We start from the raw sequence: 18,625 nt of genomic DNA, 5'->3' as shown, positions 1-18,625 counted from the left end.
CCGCCGTTAGCATGTGAGGGCATGCTGATGTAGCCATCCGGCTGCGCAGGGCCCGGCGGAATGCGCATTGATCAGAATGCCGGAACACCAAAAGAGGGAAAGCCATGCTCAGGAATATCCGTATCGGAACGCGCTTGATGGGCGGCGTCACCATCGTGGTGGTGGCGGTTGTGGTGCTCACGCTGGTCGTCGTGATGAACAGCCTCGGCACGATGGCCGATCGCGCGGAGCAACGGGAGCTGAACGACCTGAGCGGGCTGCTGATCCGCCAGCTGGAACAGGAAGCCGAACGGGGCGAGTCGATGGCGCGGGCCATCGCCGAGATCCCGGTGATTCAGCAGGCGTTCGCCGAGGGGGATCGTGAGCGCCTGCTGGAACTGACCGAGCCGGGATATGGCCAGCTGCGCGACGAGCACGACGTGCGCCAGTATCACTTCCATACGCCGCCGGCGACCTCTTTCCTGCGTACCCACAGTCCCGACAACTACGGCGACGACCTGTCGGACGTGCGCCAGACGATCCTGGAGGTGAACCGCAATCGGCAGCCGATCACCGGGCTGGAAGAGGGACCGTTCGGCATCGGGATCCGCGGGATGGTGCCGGTGTCCTACCAGAACGAGCACATCGGCTCGCTGGAATTCGGCATGGCCTTCGATGACGCCTTCTTCGAGTCCTTCACCGAGGAAACCGGATCACCCGTGGCGGTACACCTCGATCGTGATGGCGGTTTCGAGGTCTTTGCCGGAACCATCAATGGCGAGTCGGCCTTCAGTCGGGAGGAGATGCGGCGCATCCTCGACGGCGAGGAGATGATCCGCAACGTTCGCCACGACGGCCGCCCGATGGCCGTGGTCGGGCGCGCGGTGGAGGATTTCTCCGGCGAGCCGGTGGGCGTGCTGGAGCTGATGGTCGATCGCAGCGAATACGTGGCGATGGCCCGCAATGCCACCACCACCGTGGTGGCGGTGGGCGTGGTCGCCATCGGTTTTGGTCTGCTGCTGGCCTGGCTGCTGTCGCGCAGCATCGTGCGGCCGCTGCGCCAGACCGTCACGCGTCTGGATGACATCGCGTCCGGCGACGGAGACCTGACGCGCCGGCTCGAGGCCGACGGCAACAACGAGCTGGGAGATCTGGCGGCGGCGTTCAACCGCTTCGTGGGCAAGATCCAGGACCTGGTCAAGGAAGTCGCCGCCGGTGGCGATCAGGTGGCGGCCGCGGCCAATGAGCTGTCCGCGACCAGCGAACAGACCAACGGTCAGGTCACGCGGCAGAAGGACGAGGTCGACCAGGTGGCCACCGCGATGAACGAGATGACCGCGACGGTTGCCGAGGTTGCGCGCAACGCCTCGGATGCGGCTACCGCGGCGCAGACCACCGACAAGGATGCCGACGCCGGGCGCGAGCTGGTGCAACAGACGGTGCAGTCGATCAACCACCTGACCTCGCAGGTGGACAACACCGCCGAGGTGATCGAGCGGCTGTCGACCGATGCCGAGGAGATCAACAAGGTGCTGGAGGTGATCGGCGACATCGCCGATCAGACCAACCTGCTGGCGCTGAACGCGGCCATCGAGGCGGCGCGGGCCGGCGAGCAGGGCCGCGGCTTCGCGGTCGTGGCCGACGAGGTGCGGACCCTGGCGAGCCGGACCCAGGATTCGACCCACGAGATCCAGGGTATGATCGAACGCGTCCAGAACGGCACGCGCGAGGCGGTTCAGGCGATGGAAGAAGGCAAGAACCGGGCGCATTCGAGCCGCGAGAAGGTGAACGAGGCGGGCGAGTCGCTGGAGTCGATCACGCAGTCGGTGACCACCATCTCGGAGATGAATACGCAGATCGCCAGCGCGGCCGAGGAACAGTCCTCGGTGGCCGAGGAGATCAACCGCAACATCTCCAACATCACCCAGGTGCTGGACGAGACGGCCAGCGGCTCGCGCGAGATCGCGAATGCCTCGGAAGAGCTGTCGAAGCTGGCTTCCGAACAGCAGCAGCGGGTGGGGCACTTCCGGGTCTGATCCGGTCCCGAGGGGGCGGGCACGTGCCGCCCCCTGTCATTTGCGGGTTCAGGAGCCCTCGGTATGGCGGTCGGCAGCGGCCCGGGCCGGATCAAAGCGCGACTCGAGGTAGTCGATGATCGCGCCCGATTCGTACAGCCAGCGCACGCTGCCGTCTTCTTCCTCGATCCGCAGGCAGGGAACCTGCAGCTTGCCGCCTTCCGTCTGCAGGGTCTCGCGGTGTTCGCCGGCCGGCTGGGCATTGCGCAGTTCGATGTCCAGTGACAGGCGCTGCATGGCACGGCGCGCCTTGATGCAGAACGGACAGGCGGGGAAGTGGTAGAGCGCGAGGGCGCGGGTCTGTTCGTCCACCCGTGCCTGTTCTTCGGGGTCACGCTGGATTCCGCGCGGGCGGGTCACCTTCTCGCCCACGAGCATGAAGGGCGTGAGAACCAGGCGCACGCCGCGGAAAAAGAGTCGGATCAGGGGTCGCATCCGCCAAGGATGCCACAGCTCCGGTTTGCGACCAATCCGGACGCAGCGGCGCTCGGTGGCCGGGGTCAGCCGGCCAGCTCGAAGTGCTCGTCGCCGTCGAGAACGATCATGTCGCCATTGTTGCGCGCGGCCAGCTGTTCACGGATGGTCTGTTCGTAGCCCGGCTTGAGGTGGGTCACCGCGATACGCGGGCGATGCCGCAGATGGTCGAGATCGCGCGCCAGCTGCAGCGGGGTGTAGTGGCGGGTGGCACCGGCGAGATGATCCATCTCGTCCGGCAGCCCGGTTTCGATCATCAGCAGATCGAGGCGGGGCAGGGCATTCAGGGTCTGCCACAGACCGCGGGTCGAAGTGGTGTCGCCGCTGAACGCAAAGGCCCCGGCATCCGGCCGGCTCACCGAATACCCTACCGCCGGGACGGTGTGCATCGCGGGAAGGGCCGTGACGGAGCGTCCGTCGATGTCCATCTGCTCGCCGGCACCCAGCGGGCGAAAGCGCAGCGCCGGTTGCTCGGGCGAGGGCAGGGCAGTGAAATCGGGCCAGATCACCCAGTTGAAGATGTGGCGCTGCAGGGCTTCCAGGGTCTCCGGCAGGGCGTGCACCGTGACCGGCGGGGCATCCACCCGGAATACCGTGTCGATCAGCAGTGGCAGGAATGCCACGTGGTCGAGGTGCGAGTGCGTCAGGAAGACGTGGCGAATCGCCTGCAGTTCCTCGAGCTCGAGATCGCCCACGCCGCTGCCGGCGTCGATCAGGATGGAAGTGGTGCGGCGGCCCGGCCCGATGCCGCCGCTGGCGCCCAGGATACGCACGGAGAGGCTCATTCCGGGCTCCGGCGAAGGGGTATGGGGCCAGTCATCAAGGGAAGATGCGCGTTCATGAGCTGTGGCAAATGACTCGATCAGGGATCTCATTCTAGGCGGCTGCCTGTCCTGCCGCACGCGAAACGGCGCACGGATTGCGGCACCCGTTGCCGAAATGCGACCCGGTCCCGGGAGCACCCGGATGGTCGCCGGGGTTCCCGTGGGCTCGGGTCCCTGCTAGAATGCGCAGCATCTCGAGGGGCGGTAGCTCAGCTGGGAGAGCGTCGCGTTCGCAACGCGAAGGTCGGGAGTTCGATCCTCCTCCGCTCCACCAAACACCTCGCAAAAAGGCCCCGTCGGTCGTAACCGGCGGGGCCTTTTTGTGTGTGTACCCATCCATGACCCCAACAAAAAACAAGAGGGCATGGGGTACGGGTGTCCCGAGGGGCTATATCACCCCGTCGAGGCGGAGGTAGCCGATCAGGAACAGGATCGCCAGCACCCCGGCCAGGGCGTACAGCCAGTTGGACAGGGTTGGATTGTTGGGGCGGCTGAAGAACGCCGCCCACAGCGCCAGCAGGATCAGGACGAAGAAGAAGAACAGAAAGCGCATGCGTCAGGCCCCTTCGGGAACGTCGTAGGGGAGGTCGCACAGCGTCACCGGCGCGCCGTCCGGGGCGCCGCAGCGCAGTTCGGCCTCGGCCGCGTCCACCTTGAGCACCGCCAGTGCGGAGTACTGGCCGTCGGGGTGCAGTTCGGCGGCCACCAGTTCGCCATCGGCCTGATCCGGGTTGCCATCGGCGCGGAATACCGGCATGCCCGGCGTCGGGCGCTCGCCATCCTGGATCGCGAGGCGGAACATGCGCCGCTTGAGCTTGCCGAGGTAGTGCATGCGCGCGACCACCTCCTGCCCCGGATAGCAGCCCTTGTCGAAGCTGATCGCGCCCAGGGCGTGGAGGTTCAGCATCTGCGGCACGAACATCTCGGTGGTGGCCTCGACCACGCTCGGGATCCCGGCGAGGATGTCCAGCAGCTGCCATTCGTGCGGGCCTACCGGGGCGCCGCGCACGTTGAGGGCGTCCCACAGCCGGCGCATCGCGTCGAGGCCGCCGAACAGTTCGAAACGCGGGTGCACTCCGTGCACGCGCACCGCCGTCACCCCGTCCTTTTCCACGACCTCGTGGATCTCCGCGGGACAGGCGCCCAGGGCGTCCTGCAGCTCCTTCTCGGCATCCGGACCGGACAGGCCGAAGCGGATGCGGCTGTCGCCGGCCTGCTCGATGATCACGTCGGAGCGCAGGACGAACATCTGCAGTCGTTTGGCGACCGGCTCCACGCGATCCGCCGGCATCTCCAGCAGATAGCCGTCCTGAGTGCGCAGGACACGGAACACCGCATAGGTGCGGCCCTTGGGGCTGGCGTAGCTGGACAGCTGGGCGTGGCGCTCGTCCACCTGCCGGATATCGTTGCCGAACTGGCCCTGGAGGAATTCGGTGGCATCGGCACCGCGAATCTCCAGCAGCCCGCGATGGGAAAGGTCGCAGATGACATCGCCGTTGACGGCCATCTGCCGTTCACGCTCCGGGTTGCCGTAGTGGACGAGCTCGTCGCCCTCGAATTCGGCACCGGAATCGACAAGGTGTTTCTTCCAGTCTTCGCGCATCACGCATCTCCTGTAGCCGCGGGGGCGGCATTTCCCTGGCGGCCCGATAGTAGACGAACGCCGTGTCGGGTGTCAGGATCCCTTATGTCGCCCATCACGAGCGAGAGGTCGCATGCCCCGGTCACCGGTTCGTCCCGTTTTCCTCGATCTGCGCAGGATCCGGTTTCCGCTGAATGCCGTGGTCTCGATTCTGCACCGCGTGACCGGCGTGCTGCTGATTCTCGCGATCCCCGTGCTGTTGTGGCTGCTGCAGCTCTCGCTGTCCGGCCCCCAGGGTTTTGCCCGCGTGGCCGGCTGGGTCGGTCACCCGCTGGGCCTGCTGGTGCTGCTGGGTGTCCTGTGGTGGCTGCTGCATCACCTGTTCGCGGGCATCCGCTATCTGGCGATGGAATTCGGGATCGGCGAGGACCGCGAGGGGTCGCTGCGCACCGCGCGCCAGGCCCTGATTGCGGGGATCGTCGCCACCCTGATCGTCTGGGGAGGGCTGTGGCTGTGAGACTCCTGAGCGGACAGCGCGCCTGGCTGCTGCAGCGGATCACTGCGGTGTATCTGGGCGTGTTCACCGTGCTGATGCTGGGCTATTTCATCTTCTTCGCGCCGGCCGATCATGCCCGCTGGCTCGCCTTTGTCGGGCATCCGCTGGTGGGCCTGCTGACGGCGGTGGGCGTGGTAGCCCTGCTGCTGCACGCATGGATCGGCCTGCGCGACGTGATCATGGACTACGTCCATCCCTTCGGCACCCGTCTGACGGTGCTGATCCTGTCGGCCACCGGCCTGCTGATCCTCGGCCTGTGGGCCTTCGCAATCCTGTTCAAGGCATGGCTTTCATGAACGTGACCCGGCGCAAGTTCGACGCCCTCATCATCGGGGCCGGCGGGGCCGGCCTGCGGGCAGCCCTGCAGCTGTCCAACGCCGAGGCCAAGGTGGCCGTGGTGTCCAAGGTGTTCCCCACGCGCTCGCATACCGTGGCGGCGCAGGGCGGGGTGAACGCCGCGCTGGCCAACGTGCTGCCCGATTCCTGGCACTGGCACATGTTCGACACGGTGAAGGGTTCCGACTACCTCGGCGACCAGGACGCGATCGAATACATGTGTCGCGCCGCCTCCAGGGTGGTCTACGAGCTGGACCACTTCGGCGTGCCGTTCTCGCGCCTGGACAACGGCAACATCTACCAGCGGGCGTTCGGCGGGCAGAGCCAGAACTTCGGTCAGGACCAGGCCGCGCGCACCTGCGCCGCCGCCGACCGCACCGGCCACGCGATCCTGCACTCGCTTTACCAGCAGAACCTGCGCGCGCGCACCCATTTCTTCGACGAATATTTCGCTGTGGACCTGCTGCGCGATGCCGAGGGCCACGTGCTGGGGGTGCTGGCGTTCGAGATCCTCAGTGGCGAGCCGATCGTGATCGAGGCCAAGACCACGCTGATCGCCACCGGCGGGGCGGGGCAGCTGTTCCGCACCACCACCAATGCGCTGATCAACACCGGCGACGGCATGGCGATGGCCCTGCGCGCGGGGATCCCGCTGGAGGACATGGAATTCGTGCAGTTCCATCCCACCGGGATCGCCGGGCGCGGGATGCTGATCACCGAGGGCGCGCGCGGCGAGGGCGGCTACCTGATCAATTCCGATGGCGAGCGCTTCATGGAGCGCTATGCGCCGAACGCGAAGGATCTGGCCTCGCGCGACGTGGTCTCGCGTGCGATCGCCACCGAGGTGCGCGAAGGCCGCGGCTGCGGGCGCAACGCCGATCACGTGTTCCTCGACCTGCGCCATCTGGGGGCGGACACCATCATGCAGCGCCTGCCGGGCATCCGCGAGGCCAGCCAGACCTTTCTCAACGTGGACCCGATCGACGCGCCGATCCCGGTGTTCCCGACCTGTCACTACAGCATGGGCGGGATCCCCACCAACCGCGACGGGCAGGTGGTCGCGCCCGTCAAGGACTCGCCCGAGGACCCGGTGCCGGGGCTTTATGCCGCCGGCGAGGCGGCCTGTGTATCCGTCCACGGGGCGAACCGGCTGGGGGGCAACTCGTTGCTGGACATCCTGGTGTTCGGCCGCGCCGCAGCCAATCACATCCTCGAATACCTCGAGGAAAACCGCTATCACCGGCCGCTGGACGAATCCGCGGTGGAGCAGGCCATGGCGCGGCTCGCCCGCTGGGATCGGCGGGATTCGGGCACCGGCGAGATCGAGTCGGTGGACGGGCTCAAGCGCGAACTGCGCAAGGTGATGGAGGACCACTGTTCGGTGTTCCGCACCGACGAGGTGATGCGCGAGGGTGTGGAGAAGGTACGGGAGCTGCGCCGGCGCCTGGACCACGCGGTGATCCATGACCACACGCCCACGTTCAACACCGCGCGGGTGGAGGCGATGGAGCTGGAGAACCTGATGGACTGCGCGATCGCCACCATCCGCTCCGCGCTGGGACGCGAGGAGAGCCGTGGCGCGCATTCGCGCATCGACTTCCCGGAACGCGACGATCAGCGCTGGCTGCGTCACAGCCTGTACTCGCTGGAGGACGACAGCCTCGACTACAAGCCGGTGCGGACCCGGCCGAATACCGTGGCCTCGTTCCCGCCGAAGGAGCGCACCTACTGATGGAATTCTCGATCTACCGCTTCAACCCGGAAACCGACACGCTGCCGAAGATGCAGCGTTTCACCCTGCCCGACGAGCAGGTGGAGCCGGGGATGATGCTGCTGGATGCCCTGCTGCTGCTGAAGGAGCAGGACGACTCGCTGGGTTTCCGGCGTTCCTGTCAGCACGGGGTCTGCGGCTCCGACGGCATGAGCATCAACGGCACCAACGGACTGGCCTGCGTGACGCCGCTGGAGGAGCTGGATACCCCGGTGACCCTGCGTCCGTTCCCGGGGATGCCGGTGATCCGCGACCTGATCGTGGACATGACCAATTTCTGGGACCAGTACCGGGCCGCCGAGCCCTGGCTGGTGAACGACAGCCCGGAGCCCGAGGTAGAGCGCAAGCAGGATCCGGCCGACCGCGACGAGCTGGACGGGCTGTACGAATGCATCCTGTGCGGCTGCTGTTCGGCGGCCTGCCCGTCGTACTGGTGGAACCCGGACAAGTTCCTCGGCCCCGCCGCGCTGCTGCAGGCCGCGCGCTTCATCAAGGACACCCGCGACGAGGCGACCGAGCACCGGCTGGAGCGGCTGGACGATGCCTGGAAGCTGTACCGCTGTCACACCATCATGAACTGCACCCAGGTCTGTCCCAAGGGCCTCAATCCGGCGAAGGCGATCAGCGACATCCGCCGCACCATGCTGAAGAGGTCACTGTGACGGAACCCGACAGCCGCACGCGCTGGCGCTGCCGTCGCGGCATGCTGGAGAACGACTGGCTGCTCGGGGAGTTTCTCGCGCAGGGATATGCGCAACTGGACCAGGAGGGTCGCAATGCCTTCGAACGGCTGCTGGATTACCCCGACAACGTGCTCTACGAGGTGGTCATGGGCCGCCAGACCACCGCGGATGCCGGGATAGCCCGGCTTGCCCCGCTCATCCGCGCCGCCGCTGCGGCTGCGCCTGCACCCTGATCCGGGGCTCGCGCGCCGGATCCTCGCCGGTCAGGTGCTGCTGAGCACCGCGGTCGTGCTGTACGCGCTGGTCTACGGCGTGTGGTGGACATGGCCGGCGGCGGGCGTACTGGTGGCGGCCGCGTTCGGCTGGTCCCGGCGTGGCCGCCAGCCGCACTTCGACTGGCTGGGCTGCACCGCGCACGGGCGCTGGTGGCTGGCCACCGCCGAGGGCCTGCGCCAGGAACGCATTCACGATATCGAGATCCTGCCGGACACCCGGGTGTTCGCGACCCGTGTGGTGCTGCGCTATCGCCCCGCTGGTGGGGGGCGCCCGGGGACCCTGTGGCTGTACCCGGGGCGGGTGGATGCGGACGACCTGCGCCGGTTGCGCATGCGCCTGCGCTGGCCCGCGCCGGGTCCGGCGGAATCCGGGGAGCCGGTGAGGCCTCGCGACGTGATCGCGCGCGGCGTTGCTATACTGACCGCACTGCGAGCTAGCGGAGGCCGGATCATGGCGGGAGATCAAACGCGTCCCGACAACGCACAGGTCATGGTGGACGTGTCGCACCTGCTGAAGGACGACCCCGATCACGTCTACAGCGAGGAAGAGCTGGACGCGATCGAGGAGCTCGATCCGGAGCTGGCGCTGCGCCTGGACCGGGCCCAGACCCATGCGGCCCGGGAACAGGCCGACGTGCCGGCCGACGGCCCCATCGACGAGGACGCGGTGCGCGAGGCCATCGAGGAGGCGCGGCGCATCATGATGCAGGATGGCGGCGACATCGAGTTCGTCGAGCTGGACGGGCGCACCGTGCGCGTGCGCCTGAAGGGGGCCTGCGTCGGCTGCCCGCGTTCCACCCTGGATCTCAAGAATGTGGTCGAACGCCTGGTCCGCTCGCGGGCGCCGGGCGTGGCCTCGGTGGCCAATACCTTCTGATCCCGCTGACCCCCCGCTCCTGACCCGGAGCCCCGCTCAGGGCCGGGTGTTGGCAGGCGTTTCCGCGTCCGTGTCCGTGGCCGTGGCCGGCCGGCGCCGCGGGATGCGGGCGAGGGTGGCCTTCAGGGCCTGGCGCTGTTCGTGTCGTCCCTGTCTGTCCAGCGGCGCGAAGCGCAGGGCGTTGTAGTGCCGGGCGAAAGCCTCCAGGGCTTCGCGGTCCTGCGGCCGGGCCGCGGCCACGCGCCGGACCCAGGCATCCACGCTCTCGTGCGGCTGGTGCGCCAGGCCCGCGCCGCGCAGGCGCCGGGACAGCCGGTACAGGGCGCGCTGCCCCGGATCCCGGCGCTCGCGTCCGCGCAGCAGCAGCCACAGCGCGACCCCGGCGGCCAGGGTGCCGAAGCTGACCCCCAGCGCGATCAGCACGCTGCGCCAGTCGCGAGGATCCAGGCCAAAGCGCTCGAACAGCCGCTGCTGACGCTCCGGGGTGAACGCCAGCACCCAGGTCTCCCAGCGAAAGCCGATGAACTCTCGCCAGTCCTGCAGCTCGAAACGCGCCTGCTGCAGCCAGGAGAGGCCCTCGCGGCGCAGGAAGTCCGGTGTCTGCTCGCCCTCGGAGGGTGACAGGCCCTGCAGGCCCTGCTCGATGCGCTCGGGCGCGATCGCCGCGGTGGGGTCGACCCGTAGCCAGCCCTCGCCGTCGATCCAGACCTCGTTCCAGGCATGGGCGTCGGCGTTGCGCAGCCGCAGATAGCCACCGCGTTCGCGCCACTCGCCTCCGTGATAGCCGGTGACCACCCGCGCGGGGATGCCCGCCGCCCGCATCAGCACCGCGAACGCCGAGGCGTAGTGTTCGCAGTAGCCGGCGTGGGTATCGAACAGGAACGCATCGGTGTGATCGCCCGTCGTCTGCGGTGGCTGCAGGGTGTAGCGGTAGGGTTCGCCGGAGAAACGCGCCAGGGCGGTTTCAATGATGGCGCGCGGGTCGTCGTGCGTGGCCGTCCAGAGTCCGGCCTGGGCGCGGGCCTGCGGCGCGGCGCCCGGGGGCAGCGCCAGCGCCCGCTCGCGGGTCTCGGGGTCCAGGGCGGGGACGTCGGCGTCGCTGCCCGGGGGGCGCGTCAGATCGGCGCTGGCGGTGTACTGGATGCGCCCGGTGATGCGCTGGTCGCGGATGACCTGATGGTTCGCGCGCAGCTCGGCATCGTCGGGCAAGCGGGCGGGATATTCCAGAACCGGCAGGTAGCGGGAACGCGTGGGTTCCAGCGTGACGGTGTAGTCGACGGTATCGCCCTCCACCGCGGGCGGCTCGATCGAAGAATCTCCACGATCGGCCCGCCACTGGCGGCCGTCGAAGTCGGTCATCACCATGCTCCGCCAGTATTGTGCGCGGGTCGGCGGGATCTCGCCGTCGAATTCGACCCGGGCGGCGACGGTTTCGTCCTGCAGCAGTTCGGCCATGTCGCCGGGGTTCATCTCGTCGGACAGGCCGGTCTGCGCGGTGTTGTCCCGGTCCTCGCGATCGCCCCAGAGCGGCCCTTCGATGCGCGGGAAGACGATGAACAGGATGAGCATGAACGGCAGGGCGTGCACCAGCATGGTCCCGGCGCGGCGGGCCAGATAACCGGGCGTCAGCGGGCGGGCGGCGTGCAGCTGCACCAGGGCCGCGGTCAGCAGCAGCGCCCCCAGCAGCGACCACAGCCCGATCCAGAAGGCCTGGTCGAAGAAATACGTGGTGACGATGACGAAATAACCCAGAAACAGCGCAATGACCACGTCGCGTCGGCTGCGCGCCTCCAGCAGCTTCAGGGCGATCATCACCAGCAGCAGCGCGCTGCCGGCCTCCTGGCCGAACAGGGTGCCGTAATGTGCCAGGGTCATGGCGCCGGCCCCCAGGGCGAGGAGGCTCATCACCCACAGCGAGGGCGCGCGGGTCCCGCGCCAGTGCACCCAGCCGCGCAGCAGCACGGCCAGGGCCATCAGCAGGGTCACCCAGGCCGGCTGGTACCAGGCGTGCGGCAGCGCGGCCACGGGCAGGGCGATCAGCGCGATGCCCAGCCCGCGCAGTTCGTCGCGCGGCGGGCCCGGGCGGGTGAGCCAGCCCTCCCTCATGCTCCGTCCTCCAGCGGCAGGGGTGCCGGGGCGGTGCGAAAACGCGCGAGTGCCTGCAGGCAGTGGTCACGATGTTCCGGGCCCTGGCCGGGGTCGATGCGCTGGCCCGGCAGACGCAGGCCCCAGACGCGCTCCTGCGCATGGGCCTCCAGCACCTGATGGCAGAGCATCGACAGGCGGGTCTCGGTGTCGCCGTGGGGCAGTGCGTCGTAGTCGAACCAGAGGTCGTCCTGTACCCCGCCGGGGCTTTCGCGCACGTGCAGCTTGCCGCTGCGGGCATAGGCCTTCCAGATGATGCGGCCGGGCGGATCGCCGGGGCGGTAGGGCCGGATGTGGTCGGGCGGTTCCTCGGACTGTCCGCGGGCGCCGGTGTCCTCGTCGCCGTCGCCGTGTCCGGCCAGGGCCCGGCCCGGGTCCACGGGCGACGGATAGACCAGGATCTCGGCGTCCAGATTGAGCCAACTCCAGGCCTCCAGGACCCCCAGGGGGAAGCGCGTGTCCACGCGCTGGCGCGGCAGGCGGTAGACCCCGCGCGGCACGGCGGGGAGGGTGATGCGGGCATCGGCCCGGCCACCCGCGGGGATCGCGACCGGTTCGCAAGCGTGTGCACCGACCCGCACGGTAATGGCTTCGCGCCCCCGGCCGTCGGTTTCATGGAGTCGCAGTTCCGCTTCGGGCGCGCTGCCGGCGAACACCGGGGCGATTGGCAGCGGGCGAATCTCCAGTCCCAGCAGGTTGCGATGGGTGTACCAGATGGCGTTGTGCCCGATCCCGGCCAGCAGGAAGGTCAGCAGGAACGCCATGTTGTTGGCGTAGTTGATCGAGCCCAGCAGCATGATCAGGATGATCCCGAGCAGGGTGTAACCGGCGCGGGTGGGCAGGATGTAGATGCGGTCGCGGCCCAGCCGCGCATGCTCGCCGTCGTGCGCGTGGCGGCGGTTGATCCAGCGGATCGCGTCGTCGCGCAGGCGCTGCCAGGTGCCGCGCAGGCGTCGCCGGCGATTCAGCGGCTGGGCACGCATTCCAGCAGGGCCTCCACGGTGCGGGCGGGATCCTGCGGCTCGCGGGCGCGTACGCGGTGGCCGGCCACCGCCGGCAGGACCCGGGCGATGTCGTCGGGGGTGATGTAGTCGCGCGCGTCGAGGAACGCGTGGGCACGTGCCGCGCGCAGCAGGCCCACGCCGGCACGCGGCGACAGGCCGTGGGCAAAGCGGGCGGTATCGCGGCTGGCAGCGACCAGCTCCTGGAGATAGTCGAGCACCTTGGAATCGGCATGCACGGCATCCACGGACGCCTGCCACTGGGCCAGCTGTTCCGGCGTGGCCATGGTGTCCGGGGCCGGGTGGCCGGTGTCCCCGCGGCGTTCCAGCAGGGCGCGCTCGGCCCTTGGGTCGGGGTAGCCGAGTTCGATGCGCATCAGGAACCGGTCCAGCTGCGACTCCGGCAGCGGATGCGTGCCGACCTGCTCCTCGGGGTTCTGGGTGGCGATCACGAAGAACGGCTCGGGCAGGTCGCGGGTCGCGCCTTCCACGCTGGCCTGGCGTTCCTCCATGGCTTCCAGCAGGGCGCTCTGGGTCTTCGGCGGTGCGCGGTTGACCTCGTCGGCCAGCAGCACCTGGGTGAAGATCGGCCCGGGATGAAAGCGGAATTCGCCGCTGCCCTGTTCGAACACCGACACGCCCAGCACATCACCCGGGAGCAGGTCGCTGGTGAACTGGACCCGGCGATAGTCCAGGTTCATCGCCCGCGCCAGTGCGTGCGCCAGCGTGGTTTTGCCCACGCCGGGCAGGTCCTCGATCAGCAGATGGCCGTTGGCCAGCAGGCAGGTGAGCGCCAGACGGATGGCGCGGGGCTTGCCGAGCAGGATCTGGTTCAGGGCCTGTTCCACCCGCTGCAGGGCGTCCGTTCCCGAAGACATGGCGTTCTCGCGTTATGGGGGAGTTGCAGAAGAGTTTGTAGCGGCCGGATGGTTCCCCTGTATCTGCAGAGTGTCCCCCGCGCTCCGGCACGGCTACCATGGTCGCGCACGAGTCGGGAAAACGGCATGGACACAGCGTCAGGGGCCCAGCGGCCAGCCTTCCAACATGATGCCACAGACGGGCCGTCCCCCGGTCTGCGCCTTTCGGGCAGCCTGGACACCGCCGCGGTGGAATGGTCCTGGGGCCCGCTGCGCGATCGCGTGCGCCTGCTGGCGCGCGAGGCGGGGGGCGGGACCCTGCCCGTGGATGTCACCGGTCTGAGCTATTGTGACGGCGCCGGGGCCGCCCTGCTGCACGCGCTGGAACGCGATGCCGCGGTCGGGGGGGTGACGCTGGAGCTGGTCGGCGCCACACGCATGGTCGAGGAGCAGCTGGCTCCGTATCGCGAGCTGGATGCGGTGACGCCCGCGCGCGGTGAGGGCCGCAGCGACTGGCGCAGCCGCTGGACGGACGCGGTCGGACAGGTGGGACGCGCGGGCTGGGAGCAGATGGCGTTCATCGGCGAACTGGGCCGTGCTCTGGGGGCGGCGCTGCGCCATCCGCGGCAGGTGCGCTGGGGCGACACCTTTCGCGTGGCCGAGGTTGCCGGGTTCCAGGCTCTGCCCATCGTCTCTTTGATCGCCTTCCTGATGGGCGTGATCCTGGCGTTCCAGTCGGCGATTGCGATGCGTCAGTTCGGCGCGGAGATCTTCGTGGCCAATCTGGTCGCGGTGTCGCTGTTCCGCGAGCTGGGCCCGCTGATGATGGCGATCCTGCTGGCGGGGCGCTCGGGGGCTGCGTTTGCCGCCGAGATCGGGACCATGAAGGTGAACGAGGAGGTGAATGCCCTGCAGACCATGGCCCTGGATCCGGTGCGCTTCCTGGTGGTGCCCAAGGTGCTGGCGGGAATCCTGGTCGCGCCGCTACTGGCGCTGTACGCCAATCTGATTGGCCTGCTGGGTGCGGCCCTGGTGCTGCAGGGCTTCGGCATCCCGTGGGTTGCGTTTCTCAACCAGGTGACCGGCGCGGTGTCGCTTTCGGATCTGTTCTCTGGATTGTTCAAGGCCGGGGTGTTCGGCCTGCTGGTGGCCAGCGTTGGCTGCCTGCGCGGCCTGCAGACCGGCAACGGCGCGGCGGCGGTGGGCGGCTCCACCACCAGTGCGGTGGTTACGGCGATCATCCTGATCGTGGTGTTCGACGGCCTGTTCGCGGTCCTGTTCTATCACCTGGGGGTGTGAGGCATGGCGCAGTCCGATACGGATCCGGTGATCCGGGTGGAAGGCCTGACCATGGGCTTCGACGATTTCGTGCTGATGCGTTATCTGAACTTCGAGGTCCGCCGTGGCGAGATCTTCGTGATCCTCGGGGGCTCCGGGAGTGGCAAGAGCACGCTGCTCAAGCACATGATCGGGCTGTATACCCCGCAGGCCGGAAGGATCTGGATCGGCGACGCGGATATTGCCCACGCCGACGGCGAGCGTTTCGAGGCCATCCTGCGGGGCATGGGGGTGATGTATCAGATGGGCGCGCTGTTCGGGTCCATGACCCTGCAGGAGAATGTGCGCCTGCCGCTGGAGGTTCACACCGCTCTGCCGCGTCCGGCGATGGACGCTGTGGCTCGCGCGAAGCTGCAGCTGGTGGGGCTGGGCGCGTTCGCGGATTTCATGCCCTCGGAGATCTCCGGCGGCATGCAGAAACGTGCCGCGATCGCGCGGGCCATGGCGCTCGACCCCTCGGTACTGTTCCTGGATGAACCCTCGGCCGGGCTGGATCCGATTACCTCGCGCGAGCTGGATCGGCTGATCCGGCGGCTCGCGCGCAGCCTGGGCATGACCATCGTGATCGTGAGCCACGAGCTCGCGAGCATTTTTGCCATCGCCGACCGCGTGATTATGCTCGACAAGGAAACCCGGGCCATCGTCGCCGACGGGGATCCGCGACGCCTGCGCGAGGAGTCGACACACCCCTGGGTGCGGCGCTTTCTGGGCGGCGACCAGGACGAAGCAGCCAACGGCGAGGAGACCTCCGCATGAGTGCCCGACAGCATTTCCGGCTGGGCCTGTTCATCCTCGGCGGACTCGCCGCGCTGGTGATCATCCTGCTGATTGCGACGGCGGGGAATTTCTTCCGACCGTCGATGATGATCGAGACGTACATGGATTCGTCGGTGCAGGGACTGGAGGTCGGCGCCCCGGTGAAGTTCCGCGGGGTCCAGATCGGCGAGGTCACCCGGCTGGGCTTCACCTCGGTGGAGTACGAACAGGATGTTCCCCCGGCGGAACGCAAGCGCTACGTGCTGGTGCGCGCGCGCCTGTGGCCGGACCGTTTTGCGACCACGCCGCAGGAAGCCCTGTTCGAGGACGATGTCCTGGAGCAGCTGGTCGAGGCCGGGCTGCGGGTGCGCATGGCGGCCCAGGGCATCACCGGCATGAACTACCTGGAGGCGGACTTCGCCGATCCCGCGGAACACCCGCCGCTGGATCACCCCTGGGATCCGGAGTATGCCTATCTGCCGTCGGCGCCCAGCATCACGATGCAGTTCATTGAATATGCCGAGAAGCTGCTGGAACGCATCGACGATATCGATATCGAGGGCGTGGTGGGGAATCTCAACAGCCTGCTGGTCAATCTCGACGACACCGTGTCGAGCATCGACGTGGAGGGCATCGCCGGACGGGCGGACGACCTGATCGGCGAACTGGAGACTACGGCCACCAGCGCCGAGCGCATCATGGAATCCGTCGAGAATCTCCTCGACCATCCCGATACGCAGGCCCTCCCGGGCGAGACCCGCGAGACCATGCGTCAGCTGAGGCGCACCGCGGAACAGGCCGAGATCGGCGAGCTGGTGGCCCGGATCGAGGGCATGGTGGAACGCCTGGATCGCGGCGTGGAAGTGAACGAGGCGAAACTGGCGGAAACCCTGGAAGAGCTGCAGAACACCACGCGCAGCCTGCGCAGCCTTTCGGAGGACGTGCGGCGCAATCCGGCGGGTACCCTGTTCGGGGCACCGCCGCCGCGCAGTATCATGGACCGGGACAATCGGGGAGAGGAACGCTGATGACACGCGCGCTACTGCTGGCGGTGCTGGCCGCATTCCTGCTGGGGGGCTGCGGTCTGCTGGCCGAACGCGAACCGGTGGAGCGGGCGTGGTTCCTGCTGGAACTGCCGGAGGACACCGGGCCGCCCGCAGCCGATGCCGGGGCGCCCGTGGCGGTGGAGCTGGGCTCGGTGCGCGTGGCTCCCGCCTATGCCGAGAAGGGGCTGGTGTACCGCCTGGGGCCGCACGAGTACGAATCGGACTACTACAACGAATGGTTCCTGCGTCCGGCGGAACAGGTGGAACAGCTGCTGCGCGAACGCTGGACCCGTGGCGACGGCGCCGTGGTTCTGGTGGACGACGCCCGCGCCGCGCGGGCGGCCGGGCAACCGGTGGTGGAACTGCACGTGCTGGTCACGGCCCTGTACGGTGACCTGGATACGCACAGCGGCCGCGATGCCGCACGCGTGGGGCTGCGGACCCGGCTGGGTGGTGCTGATCGGACCGAGCTGGCGCATTTCGAGGCCACCGAAGCCCTGCAACAACGCTCGCCCCGGGCCCTGGTGGCCGCCCTGTCCCGCGGCATGGCGGCCAGCCTCACGGACCTCGAGGCGGAACTCCAATCCTTCGCGCGACAGGAGGCGGACGGATAATGGCCGACCCGGACCCGCAAGCCACGGTGTATGACTTCGAAGTGACCCGCGCCGACGGCGGGCGGCAGCGGCTCGGCGAGTACCGCGGCGAGGTGCTGCTGATCGTCAACGTCGCCTCGCAGTGCGGTTTCACCCCGCAGTACGAAGGGCTGCAGGCGCTGCAGGATCGCTATGGCGAACGCGGCTTCCGGGTGCTGGGGTTCCCCTGCAACCAGTTCGGTCGCCAGGAGCCGGGCGATGCCGACTCCATCCGGGTCTGCGGCCTGCGCTTTGGCGTGAGCTTCCCGGTGTTCGCCCGCATCGAGGTGAACGGGGAGGGCGCCGATCCGCTGTTCCGCCACCTCAAGACGGCCGGCCCCGGTGCCCTGGGCACGCAGCGGATCAAATGGAACTTTACCAAGTTTCTGGTGGGGCGGGACGGCCGCGTGATCCGGCGCTTCGCCCCCACGCGGCGCCCGCAGGATCTGGCCAGCGCCATCGAACGGGCGCTGGACGAGCCCGCGCCCGCCAGCGCCGCATGAGCGAGCAGGATGACGTGCGCTGGATGGAACAGGCGCTCGCACAGGCCGAGGCCGCAGCCGCAGCCGGCGAGGTGCCCGTAGGCGCGGTGCTGGTGGATGCCGAAGGCAACGCCCTCGCGGCGACCCACAACGCACCCATCGCCAGCCGTGACGCCACCGCGCACGCCGAGATCCGCGCCCTGCGCGCGGCCGGGGAGCGTGTGGGCAACTACCGCCTCCCCGGCACCACCCTCTACGTGACCCTGGAGCCCTGTTCCATGTGCGCCGGCGCCATCATCCACGCCCGGGTGGCGCGGCTGGTGTACGCGGCGGCCGATCCACGCACCGGGGCCACCGGCAGTGCCATCGACCTGATCCACCATCCGGCCCACAACCACCGCGTGGCGGTCACCGGCGGCGTGCTGGCCGAACGCGCCGCGACCCAGCTGCGCGACTTCTTCCGCGCCCGTCGGCGCAACACGCCCGCCGTCGGGAACGAAGATGGCGCGCCGCCCGAACCCGATCCGCAAAGGAGAACTTCATGATCCGAATCCGCCACATCCTGCTGGCCCTGCCGCTGGCTGCGGGCCTGCTGGTCACGGCCGTTGCCGCGAACGAGATCCACAGCGTGGAAGCCCTGAATCAGGCACCGGAAGAGCTTGAGGGCGAGACGGTGCGCCTGGAAGGCATCATCGCGCAGGTCAATGAGGACATCATGGGCCGCAATTTCCTGCGACTGGTGGACGGCACCGGCGAGCCCGGCGACTTTATTACCCTCACCAGCCAACAGACCGCCGATCCGGGTGACCGAGTGCGGGTGGAAGGGGTCTACGTGTTCGACCGGGACTTCGGAGCCGGTTACGTCTACCCGGTCCTGATCGAACAGGCCCGCCTGGAGGATGTGGACGACTGAAAACATGCCACCGAGGCGGTGCT

The 18,625-nt window shown here is 68.5% G+C and carries 21 protein-coding genes and 1 tRNA gene; 15 read left to right on the top strand and 7 right to left on the bottom strand.

Annotated elements, in window-relative coordinates:
• Nucleotides 1–104 precede the first annotated feature (104 nt).
• Complete coding sequence (locus F790_RS0111300; RefSeq protein ID WP_026332939.1) at nt 105–2,015, top strand: methyl-accepting chemotaxis protein; 1,911 nt, start codon at nt 105–107, stop codon at nt 2,013–2,015.
• Between the two features lie 48 nt (nt 2,016–2,063).
• Here the strand turns inward: F790_RS0111300 and F790_RS0111295 are convergent, their stop codons facing one another.
• Nucleotides 2,064–2,489 (bottom strand): glutathione S-transferase N-terminal domain-containing protein, encoded by a 426-nt coding sequence (locus tag F790_RS0111295; protein WP_019022454.1) that lies wholly within the window; start codon nt 2,487–2,489, stop codon nt 2,064–2,066.
• 65 nt (nt 2,490–2,554) lie between these two features.
• Nucleotides 2,555–3,313 (bottom strand): MBL fold metallo-hydrolase, encoded by a 759-nt coding sequence (locus F790_RS0111290; protein WP_019591717.1) that lies wholly within the window; start codon nt 3,311–3,313, stop codon nt 2,555–2,557.
• A 237-nt stretch (nt 3,314–3,550) separates the two neighbouring features.
• On the opposite strand from F790_RS0111290, the gene F790_RS0111285 reads away from it, so the two are divergent.
• Nucleotides 3,551–3,626, top strand: a tRNA-Ala gene (locus tag F790_RS0111285).
• Nucleotides 3,627–3,740: 114 nt separating this feature from the next.
• Here the strand turns inward: F790_RS0111285 and F790_RS14700 are convergent.
• Both F790_RS14700 and F790_RS0111275 read right to left on the bottom strand, forming a co-directional pair.
• A complete protein-coding gene (locus F790_RS14700; protein WP_018870432.1) occupies nt 3,741–3,905 on the bottom strand; it encodes a hypothetical protein in 165 nt (54 codons plus the stop codon).
• 3 nt (nt 3,906–3,908) lie between these two features.
• Nucleotides 3,909–4,955 (bottom strand): folate-binding protein YgfZ, encoded by a 1,047-nt coding sequence (locus tag F790_RS0111275; protein ID WP_019591716.1) that lies wholly within the window; start codon nt 4,953–4,955, stop codon nt 3,909–3,911.
• 112 nt (nt 4,956–5,067) lie between these two features.
• Between F790_RS0111275 and sdhC the strand changes: the two genes are divergently transcribed.
• The 6 genes from sdhC to F790_RS0111245 are packed head-to-tail and all read left to right on the top strand — an operon-like array spanning nt 5,068 to nt 9,432.
• Complete coding sequence (sdhC, locus tag F790_RS0111270) at nt 5,068–5,451, top strand: succinate dehydrogenase, cytochrome b556 subunit (protein ID WP_018870430.1); 384 nt, start codon at nt 5,068–5,070, stop codon at nt 5,449–5,451.
• The gene (sdhD, locus tag F790_RS0111265; protein WP_018870429.1) at nt 5,448–5,786 is read left to right on the top strand and encodes a succinate dehydrogenase, hydrophobic membrane anchor protein; all 339 of its coding nucleotides are present in this window, start codon (nt 5,448–5,450) and stop codon (nt 5,784–5,786) included. Before sdhC ends, sdhD begins: the two co-directional genes overlap by 4 nt.
• Nucleotides 5,783–7,558, top strand: a complete 1,776-nt coding sequence (sdhA, locus tag F790_RS0111260; RefSeq protein WP_019589456.1) for a succinate dehydrogenase flavoprotein subunit — start codon at nt 5,783–5,785, stop codon at nt 7,556–7,558. The genes sdhD and sdhA overlap by 4 nt, the downstream gene beginning before the upstream one ends.
• Entirely contained in the window at nt 7,558–8,259 is a 702-nt protein-coding gene (locus F790_RS0111255; protein WP_018945634.1) for a succinate dehydrogenase iron-sulfur subunit, read from the top strand. The genes sdhA and F790_RS0111255 overlap by 1 nt, the downstream gene beginning before the upstream one ends.
• Nucleotides 8,260–8,300: 41 nt before the next feature.
• Complete coding sequence (locus F790_RS0111250; RefSeq protein WP_051081911.1) at nt 8,301–8,513, top strand: succinate dehydrogenase assembly factor 2; 213 nt, start codon at nt 8,301–8,303, stop codon at nt 8,511–8,513.
• Entirely contained in the window at nt 8,467–9,432 is a 966-nt protein-coding gene (locus F790_RS0111245; protein ID WP_019591714.1) for a NifU family protein, read from the top strand. Before F790_RS0111250 ends, F790_RS0111245 begins: the two co-directional genes overlap by 47 nt.
• Nucleotides 9,433–9,468: 36 nt before the next feature.
• On the opposite strand, the gene F790_RS0111240 is transcribed toward F790_RS0111245, so the two are convergent.
• From F790_RS0111240 to F790_RS0111230, 3 genes are read right to left on the bottom strand one after another with little or no spacing between them, the layout of a single operon-like run.
• The gene (locus tag F790_RS0111240) at nt 9,469–11,538 is read right to left on the bottom strand and encodes a DUF3488 and transglutaminase-like domain-containing protein (RefSeq protein ID WP_019591713.1); all 2,070 of its coding nucleotides are present in this window, start codon (nt 11,536–11,538) and stop codon (nt 9,469–9,471) included.
• Nucleotides 11,535–12,560 (bottom strand): DUF58 domain-containing protein, encoded by a 1,026-nt coding sequence (locus tag F790_RS0111235; RefSeq protein ID WP_019591712.1) that lies wholly within the window; start codon nt 12,558–12,560, stop codon nt 11,535–11,537. The genes F790_RS0111240 and F790_RS0111235 overlap by 4 nt, the downstream gene beginning before the upstream one ends.
• Nucleotides 12,542–13,456: a MoxR family ATPase gene (locus tag F790_RS0111230; RefSeq protein ID WP_019591711.1), complete on the bottom strand. Its 915-nt coding sequence runs from the start codon at nt 13,454–13,456 to the stop codon at nt 12,542–12,544. The genes F790_RS0111235 and F790_RS0111230 overlap by 19 nt, the downstream gene beginning before the upstream one ends.
• 126 nt (nt 13,457–13,582) lie before the next feature.
• On the opposite strand from F790_RS0111230, the gene F790_RS0111225 reads away from it, so the two are divergent.
• Genes F790_RS0111225 through F790_RS0111195 form a run of 7 tightly spaced genes read left to right on the top strand, consistent with a single transcriptional unit; the run spans nt 13,583 to nt 18,602 of the window.
• Nucleotides 13,583–14,734, top strand: coding sequence for an MlaE family lipid ABC transporter permease subunit (locus tag F790_RS0111225; RefSeq protein WP_026332938.1), 1,152 nt, complete (start codon nt 13,583–13,585; stop codon nt 14,732–14,734).
• Nucleotides 14,735–14,737: 3 nt separating this feature from the next.
• Nucleotides 14,738–15,529 carry an ABC transporter ATP-binding protein gene (locus F790_RS0111220; RefSeq protein ID WP_019591709.1) on the top strand — a complete coding sequence of 264 codons (792 nt, stop codon included), beginning with the start codon at nt 14,738–14,740 and terminating at the stop codon, nt 15,527–15,529.
• Complete coding sequence (locus tag F790_RS0111215) at nt 15,526–16,557, top strand: MlaD family protein (protein WP_019591708.1); 1,032 nt, start codon at nt 15,526–15,528, stop codon at nt 16,555–16,557. Before F790_RS0111220 ends, F790_RS0111215 begins: the two co-directional genes overlap by 4 nt.
• Nucleotides 16,557–17,189, top strand: coding sequence for a membrane integrity-associated transporter subunit PqiC (locus F790_RS0111210; protein WP_019569952.1), 633 nt, complete (start codon nt 16,557–16,559; stop codon nt 17,187–17,189). The genes F790_RS0111215 and F790_RS0111210 overlap by 1 nt, the downstream gene beginning before the upstream one ends.
• Nucleotides 17,189–17,710, top strand: a complete 522-nt coding sequence (locus F790_RS0111205; RefSeq protein WP_019022467.1) for a glutathione peroxidase — start codon at nt 17,189–17,191, stop codon at nt 17,708–17,710. The genes F790_RS0111210 and F790_RS0111205 overlap by 1 nt, the downstream gene beginning before the upstream one ends.
• Complete coding sequence (gene tadA, locus F790_RS0111200; protein WP_019591707.1) at nt 17,707–18,234, top strand: tRNA adenosine(34) deaminase TadA; 528 nt, start codon at nt 17,707–17,709, stop codon at nt 18,232–18,234. The genes F790_RS0111205 and tadA overlap by 4 nt, the downstream gene beginning before the upstream one ends.
• A complete protein-coding gene (locus F790_RS0111195; RefSeq protein ID WP_019591706.1) occupies nt 18,231–18,602 on the top strand; it encodes a hypothetical protein in 372 nt (123 codons plus the stop codon). Before tadA ends, F790_RS0111195 begins: the two co-directional genes overlap by 4 nt.
• Nucleotides 18,603–18,625 lie beyond the last annotated feature (23 nt).

Origin of the sequence: Thioalkalivibrio sp. ALE20, from assembly GCF_000381405.1 — a bacterium.
GTDB lineage: Bacteria > Pseudomonadota > Gammaproteobacteria > Ectothiorhodospirales > Ectothiorhodospiraceae > Thioalkalivibrio.
This window is presented reverse-complemented; position numbering and strand designations above follow the sequence as displayed.